General features: G+C 39.1%; 24 protein-coding genes. 6 read left to right on the forward strand and 18 right to left on the reverse strand.

The window, feature by feature from the left end; genetic code table 11:
- Positions 1-68: 68 nt before the first annotated feature.
- Positions 69-281, forward strand: coding sequence for a helix-turn-helix domain-containing protein (locus tag LX92_RS19555; RefSeq protein ID WP_109654241.1), 213 nt, complete (start codon positions 69-71; stop codon positions 279-281).
- A gap of 210 nt (positions 282-491) precedes the next feature.
- Here the strand turns inward: LX92_RS19555 and LX92_RS19560 are convergent, their stop codons facing one another.
- The 9 genes from LX92_RS19560 to LX92_RS19600 form a co-directional block, all read right to left on the reverse strand.
- A complete protein-coding gene (locus tag LX92_RS19560; RefSeq protein ID WP_109654243.1) occupies positions 492-1,376 on the reverse strand; it encodes a hypothetical protein in 885 nt (294 codons plus the stop codon).
- Positions 1,377-1,459: 83 nt separating this feature from the next.
- Complete coding sequence (locus tag LX92_RS19565) at positions 1,460-3,943, reverse strand: hypothetical protein (protein ID WP_109654245.1); 2,484 nt, start codon at positions 3,941-3,943, stop codon at positions 1,460-1,462.
- A complete protein-coding gene (locus tag LX92_RS19570; RefSeq protein ID WP_109654247.1) occupies positions 3,927-4,457 on the reverse strand; it encodes a hypothetical protein in 531 nt (176 codons plus the stop codon). Before LX92_RS19570 ends, LX92_RS19565 begins: the two co-directional genes overlap by 17 nt.
- Before the next feature lie 132 nt (positions 4,458-4,589).
- Complete coding sequence (locus LX92_RS19575; RefSeq protein WP_109654249.1) at positions 4,590-5,189, reverse strand: hypothetical protein; 600 nt, start codon at positions 5,187-5,189, stop codon at positions 4,590-4,592.
- 263 nt (positions 5,190-5,452) lie between these two features.
- Positions 5,453-5,824 (reverse strand): hypothetical protein, encoded by a 372-nt coding sequence (locus tag LX92_RS19580; RefSeq protein WP_146197875.1) that lies wholly within the window; start codon positions 5,822-5,824, stop codon positions 5,453-5,455.
- 251 nt (positions 5,825-6,075) lie between these two features.
- Positions 6,076-6,591: an outer membrane beta-barrel protein gene (locus LX92_RS19585; protein ID WP_109654253.1), complete on the reverse strand. Its 516-nt coding sequence runs from the start codon at positions 6,589-6,591 to the stop codon at positions 6,076-6,078.
- A gap of 83 nt (positions 6,592-6,674) precedes the next feature.
- On the reverse strand, positions 6,675-7,892 hold the full coding sequence (locus tag LX92_RS19590) for a DUF11 domain-containing protein (RefSeq protein ID WP_109654256.1): 1,218 nt from the start codon (positions 7,890-7,892) through the stop codon (positions 6,675-6,677).
- 19 nt (positions 7,893-7,911) lie between these two features.
- A complete protein-coding gene (locus tag LX92_RS19595; RefSeq protein WP_109654258.1) occupies positions 7,912-8,895 on the reverse strand; it encodes a hypothetical protein in 984 nt (327 codons plus the stop codon).
- Positions 8,896-8,908: 13 nt separating this feature from the next.
- Positions 8,909-9,853, reverse strand: coding sequence for a hypothetical protein (locus tag LX92_RS19600; RefSeq protein WP_109654260.1), 945 nt, complete (start codon positions 9,851-9,853; stop codon positions 8,909-8,911).
- A gap of 302 nt (positions 9,854-10,155) precedes the next feature.
- On the opposite strand from LX92_RS19600, the gene LX92_RS19605 reads away from it, so the two are divergent.
- Positions 10,156-10,893: a LytR/AlgR family response regulator transcription factor gene (locus LX92_RS19605; RefSeq protein ID WP_170117900.1), complete on the forward strand. Its 738-nt coding sequence runs from the start codon at positions 10,156-10,158 to the stop codon at positions 10,891-10,893.
- Positions 10,886-12,400, forward strand: coding sequence for a sensor histidine kinase (locus LX92_RS19610; protein WP_109654264.1), 1,515 nt, complete (start codon positions 10,886-10,888; stop codon positions 12,398-12,400). Before LX92_RS19605 ends, LX92_RS19610 begins: the two co-directional genes overlap by 8 nt.
- A 535-nt stretch (positions 12,401-12,935) precedes the next feature.
- On the opposite strand, the gene LX92_RS19615 is transcribed toward LX92_RS19610, so the two are convergent.
- The 7 genes from LX92_RS19615 to LX92_RS19645 form a co-directional block, all read right to left on the reverse strand.
- Entirely contained in the window at positions 12,936-13,571 is a 636-nt protein-coding gene (locus LX92_RS19615) for a Pycsar system effector family protein (RefSeq protein WP_109654266.1), read from the reverse strand.
- Between the two features lie 11 nt (positions 13,572-13,582).
- Complete coding sequence (locus tag LX92_RS19620; RefSeq protein ID WP_109654268.1) at positions 13,583-14,467, reverse strand: DUF6268 family outer membrane beta-barrel protein; 885 nt, start codon at positions 14,465-14,467, stop codon at positions 13,583-13,585.
- 147 nt (positions 14,468-14,614) lie between these two features.
- Positions 14,615-15,361 carry a hypothetical protein gene (locus tag LX92_RS19625; protein ID WP_170117901.1) on the reverse strand — a complete coding sequence of 249 codons (747 nt, stop codon included), beginning with the start codon at positions 15,359-15,361 and terminating at the stop codon, positions 14,615-14,617.
- A gap of 20 nt (positions 15,362-15,381) precedes the next feature.
- Positions 15,382-16,995: a glutamate synthase-related protein gene (locus tag LX92_RS19630; protein ID WP_109654272.1), complete on the reverse strand. Its 1,614-nt coding sequence runs from the start codon at positions 16,993-16,995 to the stop codon at positions 15,382-15,384.
- 56 nt (positions 16,996-17,051) lie between these two features.
- Positions 17,052-20,645 carry a metallophosphoesterase family protein gene (locus tag LX92_RS19635; protein ID WP_109654274.1) on the reverse strand — a complete coding sequence of 1,198 codons (3,594 nt, stop codon included), beginning with the start codon at positions 20,643-20,645 and terminating at the stop codon, positions 17,052-17,054.
- 80 nt (positions 20,646-20,725) lie between these two features.
- On the reverse strand, positions 20,726-21,472 hold the full coding sequence (locus LX92_RS19640; protein ID WP_109654276.1) for an NAD(P)H-hydrate epimerase: 747 nt from the start codon (positions 21,470-21,472) through the stop codon (positions 20,726-20,728).
- A gap of 30 nt (positions 21,473-21,502) precedes the next feature.
- Positions 21,503-21,934 carry a DUF6789 family protein gene (locus LX92_RS19645; protein ID WP_146197876.1) on the reverse strand — a complete coding sequence of 144 codons (432 nt, stop codon included), beginning with the start codon at positions 21,932-21,934 and terminating at the stop codon, positions 21,503-21,505.
- A 385-nt stretch (positions 21,935-22,319) separates the two neighbouring features.
- Here LX92_RS19645 and LX92_RS19650 point away from each other — a divergent pair, with 385 nt between their 5' ends.
- Entirely contained in the window at positions 22,320-23,123 is an 804-nt protein-coding gene (locus tag LX92_RS19650; protein WP_109654281.1) for a DUF547 domain-containing protein, read from the forward strand.
- Here LX92_RS19650 and LX92_RS19655 read toward each other — a convergent pair.
- A complete protein-coding gene (locus LX92_RS19655) occupies positions 23,120-23,401 on the reverse strand; it encodes a cupin domain-containing protein (protein WP_146197877.1) in 282 nt (93 codons plus the stop codon). The two genes, LX92_RS19650 and LX92_RS19655, sit on opposite strands and share 4 nt — an antisense overlap.
- A 45-nt stretch (positions 23,402-23,446) precedes the next feature.
- On the reverse strand, positions 23,447-24,010 hold the full coding sequence (locus tag LX92_RS19660) for an RNA polymerase sigma factor (protein WP_109654285.1): 564 nt from the start codon (positions 24,008-24,010) through the stop codon (positions 23,447-23,449).
- 418 nt (positions 24,011-24,428) lie between these two features.
- Here LX92_RS19660 and LX92_RS19665 point away from each other — a divergent pair, with 418 nt between their 5' ends.
- Together LX92_RS19665 and LX92_RS19670 are read left to right on the forward strand one after the other, a co-directional pair.
- Positions 24,429-24,902: an OB-fold protein gene (locus LX92_RS19665; protein WP_109654287.1), complete on the forward strand. Its 474-nt coding sequence runs from the start codon at positions 24,429-24,431 to the stop codon at positions 24,900-24,902.
- A gap of 50 nt (positions 24,903-24,952) precedes the next feature.
- Positions 24,953-25,516: a YceI family protein gene (locus LX92_RS19670; RefSeq protein WP_109654454.1), complete on the forward strand. Its 564-nt coding sequence runs from the start codon at positions 24,953-24,955 to the stop codon at positions 25,514-25,516.
- The last annotated feature ends 20 nt before the right edge of the window (positions 25,517-25,536 follow it).

Consider the following 25,536-nt stretch of genomic DNA (forward strand, 5'->3'; position numbering starts at 1 on the left):
AGCATTTGCGCAGAAGGTTTACGACCCCTATACATGGAAGGGAAGAACCAATATTTGCTTGTTTTCGTATGATTAAGTTGAAGGGCAGGGCAGGAAAGAGAATTCACCCCCCATCGGAATTTATAAGGGCCCAACGACTTAAGCTTGCGGCCCAACTAATTAAAAAGAAGGGAGTGAATATCTCAGAAATCGGATATGCCGTTGGGTTTAACCAACCGGCATATTTCTCCACATGTTTTAAGGAATATTTTGGTTGTTCCCCTTCTGAATATACCTCTTGACAAAATAGAGCCCACAACAAAATAAGTCTTCTTAACAAAGCAAATGAAGAACCTTGGCCATGGGTGAACAACCTTTACTTTCGAGATACAGAAAAATTTCTCTATATTTTATAGGTGTTAGGAGAGTATATGAGGTTCAAAAAGTCCCGGAAAGTAACACCGATCAATTGCTGATTTATCCGGTCAGGGGTAAGTATATGAAGCCGTTTTTTAATTTGACCTAAAGAAATAAGCGGCATCTTCCGGTATTTCCGCAACAACGCTATGTACATGCTTTTTAAACCATGAAGCATTTAATCCACGTTCGTGTTCAAGGTCATATTTTCCAATGACTTCTGTTTTAACAAGATTCCAACCCGGTTTAAAATCGAGGTTGTAGACTACGGAATTTTCTGCTTCAATGGTTTTTGTTTCGTCTCTTCGCACGGTATTCTTTGTATTTTCGATACCCTGCAAACTGGCAAATTCATCAAGATAAGCCCAAGAAATGATATACCCTTCATCACCCATGGTCAAGGTACTTTGGTTGGTAAGGTTGTAGGTGGTACGTACCGAATTGCCCAGGGTCAGGTTGCCGATAACCTTTCCATTCTGTTCTACATTTAAGGTGGTCTTCCCAAAGTAACCACTAGCAGCATTCGTATAGTTGAATTTACCTATATCCTGAATATCATAGAATACCAAGTTTTGTAGATTACCTAATTTCGTCTCCGTTTGTATGGTTTTTGGCAAGTTTATGGTAATTGACCCCTTATTGTCAATATGACCGATTTTAAGTGTTTTTGGTATGGTTTCATTTTGGAGGTATCGATATACCATGACCACATCTACTTGGCCAAATCCCCAATTTTCAAAAATATTGTTTTTACTCATTTGGGTGTTTTTCCAGTACCAATCGTCTTGATCGGTATTTATCCCATGACGGTTACTTTTTGTTTTACCATCATTTAGAATTTCAGAAACCAAGGGCTTTGTAATTTTTGTACTGACAATGTCTTCTTTTGGTCCTATATGCGATGTATTTCCATTTTTACAACAGTATAGAACCGTTGACAGGACGAATGCCGATACCATCAATAAAATTTTATTATTCATCTTTTTATTATTTACAAATTGTTTAATCCTTCTATTTTGAAAAATATTCAACCTTTTTCAGGTCAAATTGGTACAATATTTTATTAATTATCACAGCTTAATAAACCTTCATTAGCTCCAAATTTTAGAGTGAAAGGAATTTCAGAATCTCCTTCTAATGTACTTTTTTGGAGAGTTCCTGTAATTGTACCTTCTAAATATTGGTTTTTCCATTTAAGGGTTACACTATAATTTCCTGTAGGTCCGATAACAGCACTTTGTCCTGGGAAATTTAAGCCGCGAACGGTTATCAAGTTGCTTGCTATATCATCATTATTGGTGCCAGTAGTAATCTTGGTTTCTCCTTCTTCAGGTAAAAAGGACGTATACATGTTAATAATCACTTCTTCATCTCCAATAACATCGAAATCGTTATGAAGGTTTAATTGTAAACTTCCGGTAGTTAGGTCTCCCTGAGTGGAATACCATGCCTGATTATAACTCATTGCATAAGAGCCCCCCGAGAAATTCCAGTAACAAGTACATGAGCCAACAACCTCTACTTCTATAGTGTCGAATATTTCTGAATTGGATTTAAGGGCTGCGGTTATGTAGTATTTTCCATCTGTGTTGGGAGCTGTAAAACCTCCTTCTTGATTAATACCGACAGTTTGTCCAGATTCGTTTTTAGCAGACCAAACAACCTCTTTGTCATCACCGGTTACATTTACGTTAAATTCTTTATAATCGCCAACTTGAAAACAAGTGTCATCGTTTGTATAAACATTGATTTTACTGTTGTTGATTATTATTTCGGCTGTGATGGGTTTGGCATATTTCGTGCCTCTAAAACACTCAAAAGAAATAAACTCGGCAGTTACTGTAAAAGGGTATTTACTTTCATCAACCGGTGTTAGAATTGTGAAATTTTGATTAGGGGCTTCAGAATAATTATCTCCATATATAACGCCTACCTCAGGAGGGGTAGCTAAATCAATATCAAAACTTATGGTATTTTTCAGTTCTAATTGTAAATCAACAGGGTCTCCTGGTGTTACAATATAAGGGTTTGTAGTAGGGTGGGTCCATTTAATCTCCACTGGGGTTAAGTTTAATTCTTGTGAATCAGATATTGTTTGTCCATAAAACACATCTGTTCGAAGACTGAGTTCCACAACATCCGCTCCAGTGTTAATAGGATAAACCTCTATTCCACCGTTATCTGTATAATCGACTTCAAAAGCACTACCTTGGGTTTTACCCTTTAAATATTTACTATTCAGTACATTAATGGGGCCACATTCAATGGCAGGGACTTTTAATATTCCGTCTTCCCAATTTCCTAGATTAGCTAAATTTGACAATTGGGTAGAGGTAAAGGTTGAAACGGCTCCAAACCCTATTTCTTCCACTATATTTTTACCTGCAGGGGTAGAAATAAATGAACTGGCTTGCATTAAAGACTCCCAAATGGTTTTATCAATAGACCAATCTTGACTTGCGGCATAAACCACAGCGGTCAGTATGGGTTCTGGACAAGCCTTTTCTTCTAAGAAGTCATTATTCAAAAGGCTAAATTCAAATTCTGTGAAGTGGGACAATCGGGTTTTACTATAGCCTTCTTCTATTTTTTGAATTGCCCATACAATTGCTCCAACAATGGTAGCTGCTGTTGCTGCCTGGGGAATAATTCCAACTGCGGCAGCTGCTTTGGAAAGGTCGTTAAAATATTTACCTGTAATTGTATTTGGGTCGCTATATTCGGTATTGGCAGCGGATCTCATTTGGTCGACCAAATCTTCGGCATCTAGATTATAGCATCCAGCACTTTCATTGGTTTTGTTTGATTTTCCACTTGCATTGGTGCTGTTTTCGGCCTCAAAGTCTTTGATGCTTTGGTTTAAATAATCCAAAACACCATATTTATTAAGCAATCGATTGGTAATATCGATACTTGTTGCTTTATCGACACTTTCGTCGGTCAAGACTATATCATTATTCAAAAAGGGTATTAAGGCAAATTCGGCATCTTCATTGTTCAATAAATTGTATAGCATTGCAAAAGGAACATCCTTTGGATCGATATTATCCAAATCGCCTGCTAGCATGGCTTGGTCTATGTTTAAAAAATCGGTTCGTTGTTTTAATAGGTTTTGAAAACTTGAAATGACTTTGTTTGTATATCCTTCTGCTTTAGGTAACTCAGAAATTGTTAACGCTTTTGGGTCGCAGATAACTGTTCCTGTAGCGTTTTTAAAAACCACTTGTAATTCACCTCCTTCAATTGGTAATTCAGGATGTACAGGTGCCATGATAAATGATTTGTCATTTTCATCAGTTTCTACAGGCATCGATACTCCTGTAAAAGCATCGTGGTACCAAAATTCGGCCGTTAATTTTTCTTTTAAGCTTTCATCAATACCATTGAGAAATAATTTATCGGTTGGAAAAACACTTGGTGCTCCAAGTTCAATAAGGCCACATTCTGCCAATTCCTTTGGCGTTTCTGTTTTGTTATCATCTTTGCTGCAGGCTAAGACCATTAACAAAAGAAGATAAACACGATTTTTATTAATTAAAGGTTTCATTTTTTTTAATATTAAATTTTACACTAGTAGTTGTTACCAATAGACCTTCTTCAATAAGCACATATTTTATTTCGGTAATGGAAGTAAGGCTTCCATCAAAATTAAAACTGCTACCACCCAAATTATCGCCCAGGCGGCCGTCACCAGCAGAAATATTGCTTAGAAAACCATAATCTACTTCATAATCTATATTATCATTCGAGTGATTTAGGCCTTCATGGGTATTAAAACTTTTCTTATTCTTCTCGAGTAAATAAAAGTTGGCATAGCCATTTACTTCGGGCCATGTGGGTTTCCTACTGGATTTGTCCTTGGATATATCATATTTTAATGATGGGGAGGTAGTCAATTTGTCGATTATAGGGAATTGGGTAAGGGTTCCAATACCAATATTTTTAATTTGGGTACCATAGGCTAATAATCCACCAGTTTTTGTTGCTGTTTGGGAAATGGCGGTTATAGAAAATGAAAGGTAGAATAGTGTTGTTACCGAAATGGGATTTATTGTTTTCATAATTAAGGATGTTTAAATAGTTTTACTTCTATTTAAGTTTTAAGCGGGTAAATCCTAACTTTTTTATACCGATATAAAGTGTTGTATGGTTAAAAATGTTTTCCAATGTTTTGGGCACTTTATTTTTTGTATTTATAAATTTTTCAAGTTGTCCAATTCCAATTCGGTTATAATTTTCCAAAGCTCATCATAACTTAGTCCTCGACTTACCAGGGTAATACCAAAACGCATATTGTACAGGAATTTAACTTCATAATAACTGTCCTTTGCAACATAGGTTTCCAATACTTTGAGTCCCTTGTTTTCATATGTTTTTTGATGGCCTGATGATTTTTCACTACTAAATTTCATAGTCTGGGCCATATAATGGGAGTTTATTGCCAATAAACCATCCTTGCTGGCTCCATCCACAATGGTGAGTTCTAGTTTTTTGCCGTCTCCATCTGTATAGATAGCTCCTGCTGATGCAATGTCGTTTTGCGAAATGCGGGAGGTGGTAAACTCTGCCCTTTTAAAATTTCCAAGATTGGTTGGTAACCAGTTTTGGAATTGTGTTTCTGTAGCAGGTTCTGTCATTTTTAAGTGCTCCCTAAAATCGTTGGTTTTAGGTGTTTCCTTAACTGCCTTTACTGTTTTTTGAATAATCTGTTTGTTTTTTGATTTATCATCGCCACAAGAAAATAAAAAGAAGGAGCTAAAAGTTATTGCAATAGTTTTTAGTGGATATTTCATTTTAAATCTAAGGTTTATCATCAATTGTTATTTTTACCAAGTTCTTTTAACCCTTTACCAGGATGTAGATCCTTCTTTTAATTGTTCTTCTAATTTTTCCAGTTCCTTTTTTCTTTGAGCTTCCCTTTTACCCACTATTGATCTACAGGATTTCAGAAAACCACCTACAACAAAGGAGACTATAAAAACTTGTGTGAAATTTACTTCTACTATATAAGGGATATGCTTTGTGGTTAGATTACATCCTATGTTTCAAAATGCCATCAACCACAAGGGTTACTGTCCACTTCTTCTTTTGCCTCATCTATGGCTTGGTTGATTGCGTCTTGATTTGCCGTAGGAACACAGTCGACTATATCCCGTAATGCTTCCAGGTAATCATAAGCTGTCGATTCAACAAGGGCACAATTCGACTCAGTAGGGTCCTGACTATAAACGTTTATGGCATTATAATAGGCGGTGAATTCGTTTTCGACCCATTCGGTCCATGTTCCGGCTTGGCAATCAAAGGATGATGTGTCGTCATCGGTGTCGTCGCTGCTACAGCTTATTGTGATTAAAAATGCTATGGCCAGACAACAGGTTCTGAATACTTGTTTACTTGTTAATTTGTCGATAAATACATGTATACCCATTCGATTGATTTTTAAGGTTGTTATTTTCATCTGTTACTTTGTTATCTCCGAACCAATCCTATAAAAAAGAAGGGAGATCTACGGGTAAAAACTTTTCCATAATTAGTTGTTTATGGGGATCTTTACGTGTTTAACCCCTCCTTTTTTTTAAATGTGCTTTGAACGTTGAAATGAAACTCGGAGACATTGACTTTCTTGAATGTTTGCTTCAAAGGCACATAGGTAAAACTCTTGTTGTGTGTTTTTGATTCTTATATCCTAAACTTTACGCCACCGGCAACTACCAATTGTCCGCCATCAATGATTACATATTTTAATTCAGCGAACGGGGTAATGCTCCCTCCTATATTAAAATTGGCACCACCGCCGAGGTTAAGTCCAAAACGCCCATCACTGGCCGAAAAGTCTCCCAAAAAACCAAGATCGTTGTCATCGTAGCTTACCTTAACGCTGGAATAATTTAGTCCTGCAATTCCGTAAACACCAATTGTTTCTTCATCCAAAAAATAATAATTGGCATTGGCATTGACTTCGAACCAGTTGATTTTCACACCGGATTCGTCTTTAGGTAGATAATAAATAAACGAAGGCGAAATGGTCAATTTGTCAATAATTGGAAATTCCGCATTGGCACCTATTCCTATATTTTCAACTTCGGTGCCGTAGGCAAGAAATACACCCAATTTGGTGTCGGTTTGGGCATTTACAGTGAAAGAAAATGTAAAGTACAATAAAGCTGTTGTAATAATGAGATTGATTTTTTTCATGATTTAGAATTAATGTTAAGAGTAAAAATATTTATTCGTGAAACGTGTGTTAATTTGTCATTTAAAGGATTGGGTTATTCATATCAATTTTTAAAATTAAAGTTGAAGGATTGCGCTTGCGGCAAGGTTACCGAGCAGCGTTCATAAGTATAGATCATCGAGGCGCCATCTGGATTTGTGATTTCGGCCAACCTGTTTTGAGTGTCAAATAAAACAGTAGATCCCGCGCCTTCACCCTTGGTGAGGGTGAACTTTGAGCAACCTCCATCGCCCCGGCAATCTACTTTTTCTTCGGTGATATTTTCGGCTCCCCTAAAAACATCCGGGTGGTACACAAACACCCATTCTACCATTGGATAGCGATTGGGATGCACGTGGAGTTCGTAACCATTGTAAATTATGGGTTCACTGGGCCATTCTACATTATGGTCGCCGAGCATGTCCTCATTGCCCATACTAAACATTTTTACGATGTTCTTGCCCATGTTTTTCACTTCATCAAAAGGGATTTTGTAATAGTTTCCCTTTTCGCCAGAATAGATATAGCCATCTTTGTCCCAATACACAGGATCTGGGTTTTTACCTTTACTATGGTATTCCATGCGCATGGCCATGGAGTCGAAATCCAAAAAGGAAATAATTTTGTCCTTTTTATGCTCCATTACCATTTTTACGTCCGTATCAAAGCTGAACTCGTTTGGAGTAATTTTTTTACTTCTATTGTTGGCACTTTCATTATTACTAGATCTATGAAGATCACTTATTTTCACATCCTGTCCGTCTCCATCGTCTTCATCACCTTCATCATCAATTATGAGTCCATTGCCATTGGTGTCTATGCCATTATTGGGAGTACTGTCCGGGTCTGTTGTGCTACATTTGATCAGTTCGGCAGTGGTCATAAGATCGGTATCGTCCAAAACAATTACCATTACTGTCATAACCGCTCGCTTCCATGCATCGAGCGTGCCGACATTCCATAATTTGGTGGTTTGGTCGTAGTTGCCATGGGTCACAGAAACATTTGTGATGCTATAACTACTGGGAAAAACTACTTTGGAAACAATGTCGTTGGATGATGCAGGGCCTTTATTGTTGACTGCAATGATGAAAGTTACAGCACCCCCAAGTTCAGTAACCATAGGCTGGACACTATTTTGTACATGAAGGTCTGCTTCTTCATAGTTAGGCAATACTGTACTGGTAGTTTCTGTTGTTGTACAGTTTGCTTGGGCCATATTAAGGGTGCTGAGCAGCAAAAGTGTTACTATGAAGTGTTTTGTTATTATGAGAGTTTTCATTTTTTTAGTTTAATGGTCATCAATTGTTCTCCATTCCTTTTTTCAATAGGTCTTGCCCAAACATTTTCTTTTCAACGGCGGCCGGTACTTGTACTTCAACATTTTCGTAGAAGTATTCGATTTTTCCCTTGCCTGATTCAAAATAGGGGTCATTTTTTATGACAATGTTTATTTCAATCAATCTGTTTTGATTGTCGAACAAGATGTAGCTGCCCTCATGGCCACTCTCAACTACACTGAATTTGGTGCAATCCATACTGCCTCTACACGCTATTTGTGATTCTTTATATCTGTCAGCAATCATTTCATCCCTAAAATGTTCAGGTCGGATTACAAATGGAAAGTCTACGTGCATGAACGGATAAACAGCAAGTCCTTGTTTTTCCATGGCCTCCATCCCTTCAAAAATGCTGCCTTCGGGTAATTTATAGGCACTGGCCATCATACTGGGCGCCATCATGCTCATACCGGGCATTGCAAATAGGGACGTTTTGGTATACCGTTGCTCCCTTGGGTTATAACTGATAAAGAAACCCTCACTATCAGTATAGGATGTAAGTGGAGCCCCCGTTTCTTGATCAACATAGTCCGAGCGCATTGCAACCGCATCGGCATCAAAATAGCTTACCATATTTGATTCTTTTTGTTTATCGTATGAGGTTACCCTAACATCCGAAGTGTACCATGCCCATTTGGCATCGGTATTTTTTTTCAAGGATGGATTTTCAAACTCGGTTCCAGTCGGTATTTGTTTTTCCTTTTTGTCAAGGTTTTTTTCGGTTTCCCCAATGTTCTTGGAGTTATCTTTCTTGTCTTTCCCTCCTTTTGTAATGGAATCTATGGTATTGTTCGTGGTTTTGGACACTTCTTTGTCCGTTCTGTTTAGAATGGTCCGTTCTATTGCATTTTCGGCTTTCTTTTTTAGTTTTTTTAGAAATTGAGCTTCGGAATTGACAACTGTAAGAAAGCAGACCAGGGTTATTATGATGTGTTTTGTTTGCATGGGAATACAATTTCTAATGGGTTACTGAAAAATTATAATACAGTTTTTTGTCATCCGCCGCTGGAACTTCGGAAACGAGTATATAATTGCCAGGGGTAAGGTTTGCCTCGAAATATCCGGTGGCACCACTTGGTAGGTTGTTCATGCCTCCCAAAAAAGTAAATCCTTTTGGGGCTGGACTTCTAAGGCCCTTTGGGTTCATCCAATTCAACCATTCCAATAAATCGGGTAATTCGGCAGAATCGTCATAGCGCACCAGATTGATGTCGTGACCCAAAAAGTGTTCATATACCGTCTGGTCCTCAAATTGCACTTGAAAGATTTGATTTCCAGATGAAACACTGTCCTTCAGTACGATGCCTTTTGTACTGGATATGTTGATTTGGGCAGTTGCTTTTGGAGGTTGAAGTAACGTTTTGTCTTCCGTTACAATAATTTGCTTGTACATACCATGGCTGGTATGCCAAGTTCCATCCATCATTTTTACATAGCATTCCATAATATAAAGGCCAGGTTCAAGATAGACGGTGCTTTTTGCCGTATTTTCAGGGGAAATAAGTCCAGTACCTCCCATGTACCTCACTTTTTGAAACCATTCCGGCAACTTGCCAAAAGCCTGTATGGCATTGTCCATATCACCGTCCATAATAAGTTTCATACCCTCTGCGAATGGGGGAAGGATATCGTTTTCGGTATCCACCACGGTTTTACCTGCGGGATATAGATCCAGTAATATAAAATGGACTTCCGCGGATTCATTTTTATAGGTCAACGTGTTCCAGCCGGAGTTAAGGGTGTCTTTTGAGACAAACTCCATACCACGGGTAAGGATGTTGACCAAACCGGATTCCTCTAGTGTTATATGGGATTGGGTTGGCTCTGGGACTTCAGGTTTTTTCTGATCGGTCTTGCATCCCGCCAATAACACCAATACTAGGGCTAATGAGTAATACTTCATCCTATTAATTATGTTTTGTATCCAAAGCAATTCGGATACTGGGTTGATAAAAAATGTAAGGGGGAAGTCCAAACAAGTTATAAAATGAAAAAGGTTATAAGATTCGCAATTTATATTTTACAGGTGTGGATTTGTGGTTGGTAGGTATTCTCGGATAAATTGAAAGGAGGCATATGTAGGGGGTTAGTTTACCAACAATGGCATTTATATTACCGTTTACCCTAATAGGCTGCCCGACAATGGATTGGCCACACAAGTTCCAATACATTTTCTTATCTTTAAGTAACATACCATTGTGCTCCATGATAAAGTCCATAATCGTAGATGATGAATACAACGCCATTAAGAATCTAAAATGGGAGATTGACCAATTTTGTAAGGATGTTCAGGTTATTGAAGCGTTTACCAATCCTGTTGAAGCCATTTCGGCCATTAATTACCTAAAGCCCGATTGTGTTTTCTTGGATATTGAAATGCCTGAAATGGACGGTTTTGAGATGCTTGCCTCCCTGCATTATCGCGATTTCGATTTGATTATTACTTCGGCTTATGATAATTATGCGATCAAGGCATTTAGGCAACATGCCATGGATTATTTATTGAAACCGATAGATTCCGATGATCTAAAGGAAGTCCTGGATAGGATACGCAGTAATAAGAAACACAATATTCTGGGTGCCGAGCTTAAAAATATGCTGGACGATTGGAATCCCAAAAAGATGACCAAAGTAGCCCTACCCTTATTGGGCAAGACGCTTTTTGTGTTTAAGGGAAACATTCTGTACTGTAAATCTGACGGTAGTTATTGCGAAGTGGTTTTTAATGATGGCAAAAAGGAAGTAATGAGCAAAAAACTAAAGGAAATGGAAGAACTGTTGGGCAAAGGTTTTTTTAGATTGCATAATTCTTACCTGATACGTTTGGATGCGGTAAAGGAGTATGTGAACCATCAGGGATACTATGTAGTGCTTGAGGATGGGAGCACCATACCGGTCTCGCGGTCAAAAAAACAACAATTGTTACAATTGCTGAATGGTTGAAAAGGACTTAGGACAAAGCTACTTGGAGTATTTTTACGAGTACCCCATTCAAAATGGGTTTCTAATGTTCACCCTAGGAGCGCTCTTTATACTCACCGTATATCATTTTTTACTTTATTTTCAACAGAAGGATAAGCTTTATCTCCTCTATAGCGGATATACTTTTTTTATAATACTCTCACAACTGCACCTTTTGGATGGGGGATTCTTGGTAGAACTCTTTTTACCGGTCAAGAATATTTTTGCATACCCCATGGTGTATACCGAGGTTTATTATTGTCTGTATGTAATATTCGCCTTTAGGTTCCTGAACATTAAGGAGCAACTACCCCGCTGGTACAAATATTGTCTTTGGGCTTTGTATGTCATCATTGCTTATTGTATGGTATTGTTGATCATTCATTTTTTTACGGGTAGTTTTACACTTTTACTAAAGGGGTATTTTGGCTTTACCGTTATGATGAGTGTGCTTGGGCTTGTCATCTATATCCCGTTTTTTAAAATTGGTAGCCCACTGAAGTATTATATGATTTTTGGGTCATTTTGCTTGTTCCTTTTTTCAGTGGTGTCATTATTGATTTATCTGGACTTAGGGCAAAAGGGAATGTCCCAGGAACCTTCCTATAGCGTGCTATACGTTGGTTTTTTATTGGAGAACATCCTTTTTTCATTGGGTTTGGGCCATAAGCAAAAGCTTATTTTGAATGAACGGAACAGCTCCCAGGAAAAGCTTATAAGACAGCTGAGGGAAAATGAGGATCTTCGTGGAAAAGTGCAACAGCAATTGGAGCAACAGGTAAAGACCATGAGCCTTGAGGCCGAGGCGGAAAGGCTAAAATCGCTAAAAGTCAATTTTGAAAAGGAATTGGCAGAACTTAAATTACTGGCCCTTCGCAGCCAGATGAACCCACATTTTATCTTTAATTCCCTGAATTCCATAAAACGTTATATCATTGACAATGACAAAGGGAAAGCCGTCTATTATATGAATAAGTTTTCCAAACTTATACGAAGAATCTTGTCTTCCACTATGGAAAAGGAGTCTAGCTTGACCGAGGAATTGGAAACCATGAAGCTATACGTATATATTGAGAATATTCGTTTTAATGGTAAGCTCGATTTTAAAATTGAAGTAGCGGATGATGTTAATACGGGTATGGTCAAAATCCCTTCATTATTGTTACAGCCCTTTCTTGAGAATGCCATTTGGCACGGTCTGTCCCCTAAAAAAGTAAACATGTGCTTGATCATTCGTATCGCTAAATCGGCCCATGGGTCTATTCATATTGAAATCATGGATAATGGTATTGGTCGGGAACGATCCCAAGAGTTGAAAAAAAGAAGAATACACGATCGCCCCTCGGTAGGTATCAACCTGTCTAAAGAACGATTAATGCACTTCTGTACAAAATATGTACAAGAGGGAATCATAACCATAGAAGATGGGGTAAGTGAACAAGGGAATCCCGAAGGGACAAAGGTCATTATTGGGTTGCCCGTAGAATAACCACTAGTCTGGCTGTATCACTTTCTGGCCTCGGTAGGTAAAGGAAATGATAAAGTTTGAGCTATTTGCCGATACAATACCTTCTTTTGCCCGTAAACATTGGGGTAGGGGATTTAGAGGTTGAAAATAGGTGAACACTTTTGTTTTCTTTTAATAGAGTGATGCATTCCATGTCACCTCTATAAATGACATCAATATTTTTGATGTAAAACCTAATATATAATCAAACCAACATAAAAGAATAAGTGAACTTTCGAAAAAAATTGAAGAAAAAGGAGAGAATAGTCGCAACTCTATTTAAACAATATTTTGGTTTTCACAATTATAGGGAGGGACTCACCATAGAATGTTACGATTCTGAAACTCATGCTGGATTTAGAGGTAACAAACATCAAACTTATGGAGTTGGTGGACAGGTCCATTACAAACCTCCATTGGATAAGGAAATATTATAAATAGGTTACGTTTCTACTTAGCATATAAAGAATCCGCTCTAATCTTATTTTGTATTGGCCCGACCTTCACATTATATAATTTACGATACTTGAAACATACCACCAAAAAACACATGGCAAACAATAAACCCGATAACCGAAAGAATAATCCCGATTAGAAAAATATCAAAAGATTTTCGCAATAATTTAAATTTTCGATCAATTGTTTTACCTAGATGAAAGGTATCCTTGGCTATGGTCCTATAGAGTTCATCGCCTTGATTGATCAATCCTGTTAACTCATTAATGTAATCAACTTCGCCCATTTCATGGAAATTTCCATAAAACATCAAATTATTCGATTCCCTTCCACCATGTTTGAGCTCCGGTCGTGTTGCAAAAATTGCATAGGCAATGGAGATTAGATTAGTGGTCAATATCATTACCGCAGGAAAAATAAGATGCGGATCCTTATCTAACTGACTTAAGACAGTGCCAATTACAATAGAAAGAATCAGTGCATTGATGGAAATAAGAATATTCGATTTCCTATCTATCATCGTATTAAGGGTATACTGATTTTTTGAAACGAGGCGAAACAGGGTTTCTGCACCGCGTTCTGCACGAGGTTCGACCTTGGCCAATTTCTTTTTTAGCGCTTTTAGCTGTTCTTTGTCAATATTCAATTCTGTCCTTAAGTAGGCATCTTTTGCTTTTTCTATATTCTTTTCCCCCATACTAAATAGTTTTAAATTTTGAATCGTATCCCTGACCTAAAATAATAGGTATTATTTTTATTTACAGAGATTATGGAATTGTTTTTTCTATCCTTTAAGGTAGCACTACTGTTCAAAATATTGGAAACATTCAAGTAAAGTTCTAGATGGTCAGTGAATTTGTATTCATATCGTAGGCCGCCGATGATGATTGACATATTTATCTTATCTGCTATTTCATCGCTATTCACAAGCAAACCATCTTGAATATTGGAGGTGAAACCATCAAGTTCTGCAACTAACTTAAACCTGGATTTTTTTGAGAGGTGGTATTGTAGATTAGATTTAGGCACCCCTAGTTTATAAGACCAATTGGGATGGAATTTTCTGTAATAACTTATGAATGGCAATGGAAAGGGTATTCCCCTATTTCCTGAATAGGAAACACCTAAAATTAACTGATAGGGTTTGGCTACTTTATCATCATGTCGCTTGTCTTTAATAAAAACAATATCCCCAGAAAAAACGGCATCCTCAAAAGAAAGGTTTTTAACCAAATTGGAGCTGAAACCTGGTGTAAACCTAGCGCCAAATCGCCAATTTTCATTCATTTTAAAGGTATATCCTATGTTTAAGTCCAATAGCTGAAAGTCCTCAATGGTATTAATATCAAAATCTTCAATGCCGCTGTCAAATGACAATTCTATTTTGCTATAGTCTAGTCCCACCAAGAAAAAGCTACCCTCATTTACCTTAATAGGATAGTTGAACAATCCTCTCAATCTGTCATAACCAACATCGGAATTTCCTTTGGGGAGACGGGTATAATCAATTTTAGCAAGATCGGATAATTGAGCTGAGCAATTGCCTATGCCAATAAAAAGAATGATTAGAAGTTTCAATGTGTTGTATCTCATTATTTATCTAGAATTCTGAAAAGGACAACCAATCCTAAATATTAGGGTTTTCTTGGTATTTGGAAATTACCTTCATAATCGATTGGTGAAATTAGCCTCAAGAACAATCCGCTCCGTAGAAATGAAGTGTGTTCATGTGGTTTTGTACTATAGCTTTCTATATTTACGGATGCTTTCGTTAAAAAAAGTAATGGCCTTCGCTTCGTCGACAGTTTTCATGGGAAGTACTGCCCCCTTAAATCCCCCGTTCATCCAGTCGCCGTAGGTAATCGTATCAAATACACTAGTATCAATACCGTCATGTTCTTTATAACCAGAGGTGTACATATAAAAGTCATTTATGATGGAATCAGGAATGGCCATTCCAAAACCCACTCCAATCGGATTACTAGTGCCAATAATTTCGTAACCTCCTGTGTCAAAATGATGGGGCCATATACGAATAGTTGTGCTGAGTGCCATTTTATCTACTACGCTTTCCAGGGCGAGTTGGGCAATTTTTCGGTAACCGAGCATTTTGTCCAAGTCATCTTGCGGTGGTTTTGAAAATACAAAATCATCGGACATCTTACCATAAGGCAGTTCATAATGAAGTTTGTAACTATAGGTTTTAGACGCGCTCAATGTCTTTGTAACCTCCTTTATCCATTTTACGATTTCACGATGCGATTTTCCATCGAGGTGAAGGGTCTTCCGCTTGTTCCCGTTAGTCGACCAGTGCAATGAAAATTGTGCATAATCCAAAGCTATTTTACATCCGTAATCGTTTAGGGGCCAAGTTTCCAGACACCCCTTTTTGGTATCGAATCCCAGATTGGTATGGCTATCATCATCCTTTTTTTTCAAAAAACTAATTCCAGCGGTAGCCAAGTACTGGGCAGCTAAGTGCGTCATTTTTACCATTTCGAATTCTTTTAGGGGTTTATTCCCGCGTAATTAATTCCCGTAAGGCGATGCATATCATGATTAAAGGTTGATAGGTCATCTTTATTGAATCTATTAATATGATCATAACCACAGGCGCGTGAAATTACCTTGATCAAGTTATTGGTGGCATCAAAATAGTTATGTAATTGTTTGGCGGAAGAATCGATAATCAACCTGCTTCTTAGGGATTCTTTTTGAGTCGCTATTCCAACTGGGCAATTATTGCTTCCACAGGCACGCATTCCCAAACAACCAATTGCCTGCAATGCCGAATTGGAAACGGCAATGGCATCTGCACCCAACATTAGGGCTTTGGCAAAATCCTCGGCAATACGCAACCCTCCGGTAATTATCAGGGTAACATCAGTTGCACCCATTTTGTCCAAATACTTTCTGGCCCTTGCCAAGGCTGGAATGGTAGGCACATTGATATTGTCACGCAAAATTGTCGGGGCAGAACCTGTTCCTCCACCGCGACCATCGAGAATAATATAATCAACGCCAACATCCAAGGCGAACTGGATATCCTTTTCGATATGGCTGGCAGCTATTTTGAAGCCGATGGGGATACCGCCTGTGCGTAGTCTTACTTTTTCCGCAAAATCCTTGAAGTCGGCAACACCATGAAAATTAGGGAATGTAGCAGGGGAAATGGCCGTTTCACCTTCATTGAGGCCCCTGACCTCTGCAATCTCCTTACTTACCTTATTGCCAGGTAAGTGACCGCCGGTACCCGTCTTGGCTCCTTGGCCACCTTTAAAATGAAAAGCTTGTACCTTATCCAATTTATCCCAGGAAAAACCAAATTGGGCCGATGCCAATTCATAGAAATAGCGATTGTTATTCTCATTTTCTTGAGACAACATTCCGCCTTCCCCGGAACAAATTCCTGTACCCGCCAATTCTGCCCCTTTAGAGAGTGCTATTTTTGCTTCCCGGGAAAGTGCCCCGAAACTCATATCACTCACAAATAAAGGAATAGCGATGGTTAGTGGCTTTTTCGCCCTTGGTCCAATAATCACTTCGGTGGTCACTTCTTCCTCATCCAACAAGGGCCTGTTGGCCAGCTGTGCGGGTAAGAATTGTATGTCGCTCCACTTCGGAAGGGTGTTTCTATCTACTCCCATGGATGCAGAAGGCCCGTGATGACCTAAGTTTTTAAGGCCATTTTTGGCAAGTTCTTTAATATAGCCGGTGTAGGGCTCGGTATCTTCGGGGTGCGTATCGGCGTAAGCACCTAAATATTCTTCGCGATTGAAGGGTTGTGGATTTTTTTCTAGATATTCGTTGATTTCAAACTCGTCAACATATAATTTATCACCTTCTATTTTTGTACTGAATTTATATAATACCTCACTGTTATTGTATTCGGAAACCCCAGTATCGTAACGATAATCCCATCCATGGACGCCACAAATCAGATTGTGACCTTCCATATGGCCATCCGCCATTAATGCGCCGCGATGAAGACATCTACCATAAAGAACAGAGATGTTATCCTCATATTTGATTATCACTAAGTCCAATCCGTTCACTAAGGCATGAACCGGTTTCTTATTTTGTAAATCTTTAAGGAGGGCAATTTTAACTGGATTTTTCATCGATAACTATTTAATTGATTTATAATTTAGGGTATTTTTTACTGGTTTCATCAATTTTAAAAGGTAAACCCGAGTACAAAGACCATCCTTCCCCCATCCGAACTATTAAAATAGCCGATGTTTGCGGTAATAGCGCCTAGTCCACTAAGCCAGATGGAACCTCCTGTACTATTGTGCCACTTGTCCGACGTGTCATTGGTGATCCAAACCCGGCCGTAGTCAAAACTTCCAGTGATACCGTAGCGTAGCGGAACAATACTGGTTTTTATACTCCCTAAGCCAAATCGCAGATCAATATTCTGGAAGAGCGAATATTTACCGGTAAAACGTTCGTTGCGAAACCCGCGTAAACTGTTATTTCCGCCAAGATTGGCCGCATGATAAAATTCAAAATGATCGCTTAAGATGGCTTTGCCCCCGATATGGGTGGCCAGCACAATAGCTCCACTTTTTGACAACTTATGGTCTATGCCGATATGTGGTTGCACATAGGTAAAACTATTATTGGCATTGCCTCCATCGATATTTGTCTTGTAGCCTGCAGTAATTCCAAGATCCATTCCCAAGGTCGGATAGGCGGGCTTATCAATGTTCTTATACCCATAGGCCATTTCCAATCCTCCATATGTCTGTCTATCAAATATGGGATTATCGGTAGCAAGGGTGTTCACGAACCTATCTTCGGTATTTTCCACATCGAACGATTCTATCAAAGGTTTTATGTAAAAGGAACCACCACTACGCCCTTCCCAAAGCAATGCCACAGCCGCTTGCCACTTTCCGATGCGTACGCGATTGAAATCGAGATCAACTTCTTCTTTATTATAATCGGTCTCGTTGCCAAACCCGAAAAAGTTCTGGGCAAAATTCGGACTCGTGTACAGACCTTCCACCCCAAAATTCCAATGGTGAAAAAAATTGGAATATTCCCCTTTATAACTTAAATCATAACCGCCAGTTGCCGTGTAGTACGACACGCTAGTGCTATGTTTTTGCGTAAAGGGATTAGCCTGAACGCCATAATACGTGTAGTTGTGAAGTGCACCTAGGCGCAACCCATTATCGGGATTTATTGCAATAATCGGAAGGATCTGATTGGTACTATGTTTTACTTTCGTAGGGTCAAAAGCATTGACCCCAAAATCATCGACCAACCACTTTTTGGACTTTTTGTTTACGATGGTGTTCTTCTTGCCCTTGTAATCATATAGCTTCACTTTTCGGGTGTTCTTAAAATCATAGGTGTCATTTTTCTCTCCACCCATGATTCTGATCTTTATCGGAGAAGGGCCTTTACCTTCTGTGATAAAAGAATCGTTTCCGTTCAACCCATAGATCCAAATCTCCTTGGTCGTTTTATGATTGAAGCTGCGATTAAGGATTTCTATATCCTTTCGCTGTACTTTTATGGTCGTCGTACCATCTTGGTGACGGGTAATCACAAAATCATCGTCCTTTTGTGTACCGGTTACCACCGCGAATCGGTTTAGGTATTCGTAGTATCTACGGGCGATCTCCACAATATTACTGCGCCTTCCCTTCAATTTATACTTAATATCATCGATTGTCTTACCCTTGATCTCATTGGGTATTTTGGCAAAGGCATCCTCAATGTCCACATCGGTAAGGTTGTCTTGCAGATGCTTTGCCTGTTTTTCCCATTCCTCCCAATCCGAATTTTTTATAAAACTGATATCCAAAGGGTAGGGGGTAGTAGCCAACCACTTTATGCTTCTGATATCGTCGTCATAGCTTTGCATTTTTCGCAGTTCGGGAATCACCCTGGTTAGAAATCCGACCAAGAATCCATCGAATTTGGAAAATGCCTGGTCCCTGTCTCGTGGGATAGGTTTGCAAAATTCGGTTCCATCGGCATTCCTATAAAGCGCCCATCGCCATTGATCTTGGTGCCTGTCCCAATCGCCGATCAGCATATCGAAGAGCCTTGCCCTAATGTAGGACGGCTCATCAACGACCGACTTTCCCGATTTTGTAATTTCCTCAAAAACATCGGAAGTGTCCAGAATATCAATCGGACCGCCAAAACTTTCCAAATGGGTCTGGGTATCCCCTACGTGTTCTTCGAACAGATACAGCTCATCACCGTAATCATCATTATATTCGCCCAACGATTGTTGCTTCGGAATATACATGAGCTTTGGGTTGGTATGGAGAACCCCCACTGCTTCGGAAAGTGCCCCTATTGCAAATGGGGTATAGGGATTTGCGGTCGTATAAAAATCGAACAGGGTATGGTCGATAGCGGTATCATCAAGAGTGTTGCCGATATAAGCATCCTGTGATACGTTCGCCTGTAAAAATTGTGTGGTACTTTTCTTGAGGGCACGCATTACGTATTCCCTGCCATTATGGTCCTCTAATCGCAACGATCTAGTCTGTTGTCCGCCACCACGCTTGACCGGTGTTAGCCCGCCCATCAAGGTGTCAAGAAAAACCACGGGGGCTGCTACCTGTTGCCCGTAGAATTTACGGTAATGCTTTCCCCAAAACCTTTTATAAAAACCTCCCTTTTGCGTATCGGCCTCATTATAGATCGAAGCGCTTTGGGTGGGTCCGAAACTTCCTTCATCCTTAAAATTATAGGTGACCGGTTCTTTATCTTCATGGAGTACCGTAGCTGAAAACAAGGGAGTCGGGGATTCATTTTCAACGGAAAAGTAATTGACCTTTACCTTTCCCCCGGCATAAATATCTAAACGGGCATACCCCTGTTCGTCGGAAGTAAAATCGCCTTTGTAAGCTTTTTTTACCTTCTCGGTGCTGCCGGATGCACCGCTTATTATTTGTGGGACACCGAAGGAATTCAAATATTGAAGGTTCTTATCGTGCCCGGAAACAAAAAGCACATCCTTCGATTGCCGGGCAATCGTAGTTAACCTGTTTCGTAGTTTTCGATATTGATTATTTTGGAAATCCTCAAGGTCAAAACCGGCCGTGCTGGCTATCAATCCGTGTTTTGTATTGGTATAAACCGGATGATGTAACGCGACTATCTTGATTTTGTCCTGCGATTTTTTTAAAAGGTCTTGAAACATCAGAAAAAATAAACTTTCATTGTTCACTTCACATTCCTCGTTCATATAAGGATAGTTGTTTCTATCCTCCAAAAACCATTGCGAATCGATGGCGATCAAATCGACCTGATCATTCAGTTCCTCTTTTTTAAATGGACAGCCATCATTGGGATAAAACGAGGCTTTCGTTTTTCTTTGGATAATCTTTTCCAGTTCGTCGACGCCTTTGAAACCTTTATATCCCCATTCCGATTTCCCCGGTGTTGTGATAACCCTTCCCGAGAAACTGTTCACGGCTTGGAATTGTTTTTCCAAGGCGGCTTGCGCGACCTTATTTCCTTTATCGGAGGAATCGAGCTGTTTAGGGAAAGCATTGCCAAGTAGCAACAGGGCAGATTCTTTTTCAGTACCATTTGACTTGGAAATTTTTTGTAGCATTTCAAGATTTGCGGGTTTCAATGCCCCCGTATTCGCCGTAATATAAATCGACAGGGAAATCCCTTTTTCGGAATCGGTGTGGGCCTCCTTGGATTCTTGGGAGAAAAGGGGGGTGTAAAAGGTAAATAGCGATAGTAAGATAATGGCTGTACTGCGATACGTCTGGATATGTTGCATTGAACATTTTTTATAAGTGATGGTTTTTATTTTGCTGTACCGGCATTTGTTTATGCCTGATGGTTACTAAAACAATAGGATTAATACAAGCGTATGATATCCGAGTATCGGAAGATATTCGTTGGTTTCAGCCCAAGACCTTTTTCTTGGTAGAGTTCTTGGGGTACACTAATATCACCCACATACAATTCGCCCACTACTTTTTTTGTCTCGCAGGCGAACAGGCCCTTTTTGGGCAAGGCGAGCGTCAACGTAGCGGAGGCCTTAATAATGGGTTCGTAAAATTCTCCGGTTGTGAGATCCAATCCCGAAGGGGTATCCAAGGCAACGATGGGTACTTTTTGGGAATTCGCCCAATGGATCATAGCTGCCGCAATACCATGCGGATTTCCCTTTAGGCTATACCCAATGATCCCATCAAGAACGGCATCGATATTTTCCCTTTCGGGCAAGGGCTCCGCCAATGAGATGGAAACTCCCATTCGCTTTAAAATCCGATATTGGTGCAGAGGTATTGGGGTAAACCTCTCTTCTTCCGCTGTGGTATATACTTGTACTTTGGCACCCCAATTGTGCAAGCGCCTTGCCGCGACCAATGCGCCACCCCCATTGCCGCCGGTACCGGCCAGTATTACAATGTTCTTGCCTTCTACGTCCCCATCGAAAAAACGTTCTTTGACCAGTATGGCCAAACAGCGCCCGGCGTTTTCCATCATTTGGATCAGTCCGATGTGGTATTCGTCCATCATCAATCGGTCCACCTCGATCATTTGGGCAGTATTGATCTTTGGGGAATCAGTATGGCTATTTTTAATATAGGTACTCATTGGTCGGTTTGGATATGGTGAAAAGTTTTTTTAGGCTATTTTCGGTTCTTTGGCCATAAGCGCGACAACGATACCGAAAATAACATGGCCCATAACTCCACCAATAATCATCGGAATCATGGACCCTTCGGGTTCTGGCATTCCCCCAGCCATCGCGCCCATAATTGCCATAGCGATTTGTGCAAAAATGAAAATAGCGATTCCGAAGAGTATTCCTTTGAACAACTTGCTGGCAATCTTGACGTTTGGCTGGAATAGGTAGATGTAGGATGCAGCAAAAATAATCCCGATTATAAAGTGCATGATCCATCCTACGACGATGGGCATGCCCATCATACCCGCCATCATAGCTGGTGGACTCATTTTTGGCATTCCCATCATGGGGGCGATCGTCATAACGATTGTCATTACTACGGTTGCTGCGATTCCGGCAACCAACGATTTTGTGATTTTAGTGTTCATGTGTTTTTTTATTAGGTAAATATTTGTTGTATGAATGAATAGACGCATTCAAATGACATCCTGACAATTTTATTTTAAAATCTGGAGTTGAATGTCTTATTGGTGCCTAAAAGAGGGGCAATACATTGTACATTAAGGTAGATGGTTACCCCAAACTTCTAGGTCTTTCAAAAATGTCTCTTAGATATATGGTTTATAATATCGTCACATATTGATAGACACCTCAAAAGGATATCCTGACAATTATTATGAAGTAATTCAATAATGATCCATTGCTATATCCACTAGGGAGGAAAAAAATTTACAATATTGTCAGGATTCGTGTTTTCATCGTCTCTTTAAAGAGAAAGGAGGAAAAACATTGAAAACTAAAATTCATATACCGATGAAAAAAATAGCAATTCTAAGTGGGGCCGTGCTTTTGGTCGCATTTTTTTACTTGAACAATCGGTTCGGCCTACTATCGCTGGCGGGGCTCAATGCTAAGGGACTGCCTACCAAAATAGTAAACGGGAGTTTAGCTTATACCCCAGTAATTTCGGCTACAAGTATAGATCACTCCGAATGGACGGCATTATTAAAGAAGTATGTTACCGATGAAGGACAGGTAGACTACAAAGGATTTTCGCGGGACAAAAGCAAATTGGACGATTACCTGAAGGCACTTTCAAAACAGGTTCCTACAAACGATTGGTCGGTACAGGAACAACTGGCCTATTACATTAATCTGTACAACGCCCATACTGTAGATTTGATTTTGAGAAATTATCCCTTAAAAAGCATTAAGGATATTGATGGACCCTGGACTAAGGATTTTATCAAAATAGGGGAAAAGGAACTTTCACTTGGTGCACTGGAACACAGCATCCTCAGAAAAATGAACGAGCCTAGGATTCATTTTGCCATCAATTGTGCCTCGGCTTCTTGCCCCACATTATTAAACGAGGCTTTTACTCTGGAAAAACTGGAGGAACAATTGGAAAAAGTTACGATTGCTTTTATCAATTCGGATAATAATAGCATCAGTACTCATAAATTAGAGCTGTCACGGATTTTCAAGTGGTATAAAGACGATTTCAAAAATGGTGAATTAATACAATTTATCAATCCATATACCGAGGTTAAAATAGACCTAAAAGCAATATTTAGCTATAAGAAATACGACTGGGGCTTAAACGAAAAGAATTAGTTTTCGTTTCGTTTTATTTTGTCCAAGATTTTTTTCTTGGCAGCGTCGTCCATGGGTTCAGAATTTTTTGGGGTTGAAGACATCAATCGCGAAAGAGCACGATCTATCAGAGCGGATTGTTTTTCATATGATCGACATGTTTTACAAAAGGCCAAGTGCGTCCTATATTTTATCCTTTCCGTAAAAGATAATTCGGTGTCCTCTTTTGATTCCACCATTTCAGTAATCCTCATACAGGAAAATGTTAAGCTGCCCAAAATTCTTTTAATTGTTTTCATAACCAATTCATTTGACCTAAATAGAAATTGAGAACCCCTCAGGATTCAATGTTTCCAATTGTTGTCGATACATTTTTTCAGCATTAATTTCGATCGATGCACGATCTGCCAATAATTAGACACATTCACATTCATTTCCTGACAGATTTGATCGGTGGTTTTATCGGTAAGATATTTTGATACTACCGCCAAGCGCCAATTATCAGGAAGCTTATCGACACATTGATCCAAGGTTTTCTTAAATTCACTGTTGTCCAAAAGATGAACTTCTTCCTCCCAAGCAACTTCACTTCCCGAGACTTTCCAATTTTGGTTTGAATCGAAAAAAGAGTCCGTTGTATTGGTGTATTTATGTTCCAATCGCTCATTATTCACAGCAGCGGACTTTGCCTTTTTGCGATAATGGTCAATAATTTTATTGTTCAAAATTGCGAATAACCAAGTTTTCGGATTGCTTTTATTTTGAAATTTTTTCAAACCTTTTACCGCAGACAAGAAAGTTTCCTGGACGAGATCTTCAGCAACTTCCTTTGAAGATGTTTTATGATATGCCCAGCCATAAAGGTCATCCGAATATTCGTGGAACCATTCTTCAATTATTGCTTTCATATGTTAATGTACTACAATTGGGTTGAATTAAAAAACCTGACGATAAAGTCGCTTAAAAGATTCAATACTTTCATGGATTAATTATTGATCACCTCCAAAAAAAGATGTTATCGCTGCATTATTATTTCATAGTTCGATAACAAAAAGCTTTGCTATATCCTGAAATGGTTCCTTTAGCATAGCAAAATCCAAAGACCGTCCAATCGTATTTGGGCTTTAAAAAAAAAGTTCCTTTTAAAACTCCATTTCTACCCCTTATACCTCAATTATAAGGCAACAATCCCTTTGCCGGGCAGTTCAACATTTTATAAACGTACTCATTCCTAGCTGGAATCCGGATAAAATCGAATAAATTTTTGGGCCTTGATGTCAGGATTAATTGGTTGAGCGTCTATTTGATAAAATAGTATAACCGTTCATGAAAAAAAAGAAGATTAAAATTATAGTTGGTGTTTTGGTTTTATTACTGGTTGGTGTTTCAGGTGTGGTATATTACCTATTTAATATGCCACATCGTAACATTCAGGAAGCTAAAACGGATTACAGTATCTCTTCCTCGGAAATTGTAAAGGAGTACCTAGTAGATGCCACGATTGCGAATGAAAAATACCTAGAGGAAGAAGGGGATTCAAAAATCTTAGCGGTCACCGGAAAGATTTGTACCATAAGTGAGGACCAGAATAATCAAAAAGTGATTTTACTTAAAGACACCTCAGACAAAGCAGGGGTCAGTTGCACATTTACCGAAGCGACCAATGGCAGCACAAAAGAATTAACAATCGGTCAGACGGTAACCATTAAAGGTGTAATACGTTCGGGTGCAGGCTTTGATGCCGACCTTGATATGTATGAAGATGTCATTATGGAAAAATGTGATGTAGTCAATGAATAAAATTGAATGAAGATCAATAAAACAAGTACTAACAATTAAATATGAATAAGATGAACAAATTATCAGTAGCAGTTATCGCAATAGCTGTATTTACGTTAACAGCTTTTAAACCTTCTGCCAGCAAATTGATCAGTAAAGATGCTCATATAAGCTTCTTTTCACATACTGCCGTGGAAGATATTACGGCCAATAACTATAAGGTCGTAAGTACACTTAACCCAACAACAGGCGATATTGTCTATTCGGTACCCATGCAAAGTTTTGAGTTCGATAAAGCCTTGATGCAAAAACATTATAACAGTAGTAAATTTTTGGACACCAAAAAGTACCCCAAGGCAAAGTTTACGGGGAAGATATCCGATCTGGCAAGTGTTGATTTCACCAAAGACGGCAGCTACGAAGCCGACATTACCGGTAACCTAACTATCAAGGACAAAACAAATCCGATCAATGAAAAGGCGACCATTACGGTCAAAGACGGCAAGGTCTCCCTTAATACAAAAATGAACTTGGCACTTGGAGATTATGGTATCACTTTTTCCGGTGGAAAACCCTCTACCAATATAGCAAAGGAGATAGCAGTTACCGTAAAAGCGATATACCAACAAGAATAGATCAATAATCCAATTTAAAT

Origin of the sequence: Maribacter polysiphoniae (assembly GCF_003148665.1) — a bacterium.
In the GTDB taxonomy this organism is placed as follows: domain Bacteria; phylum Bacteroidota; class Bacteroidia; order Flavobacteriales; family Flavobacteriaceae; genus Maribacter_A; species Maribacter_A polysiphoniae.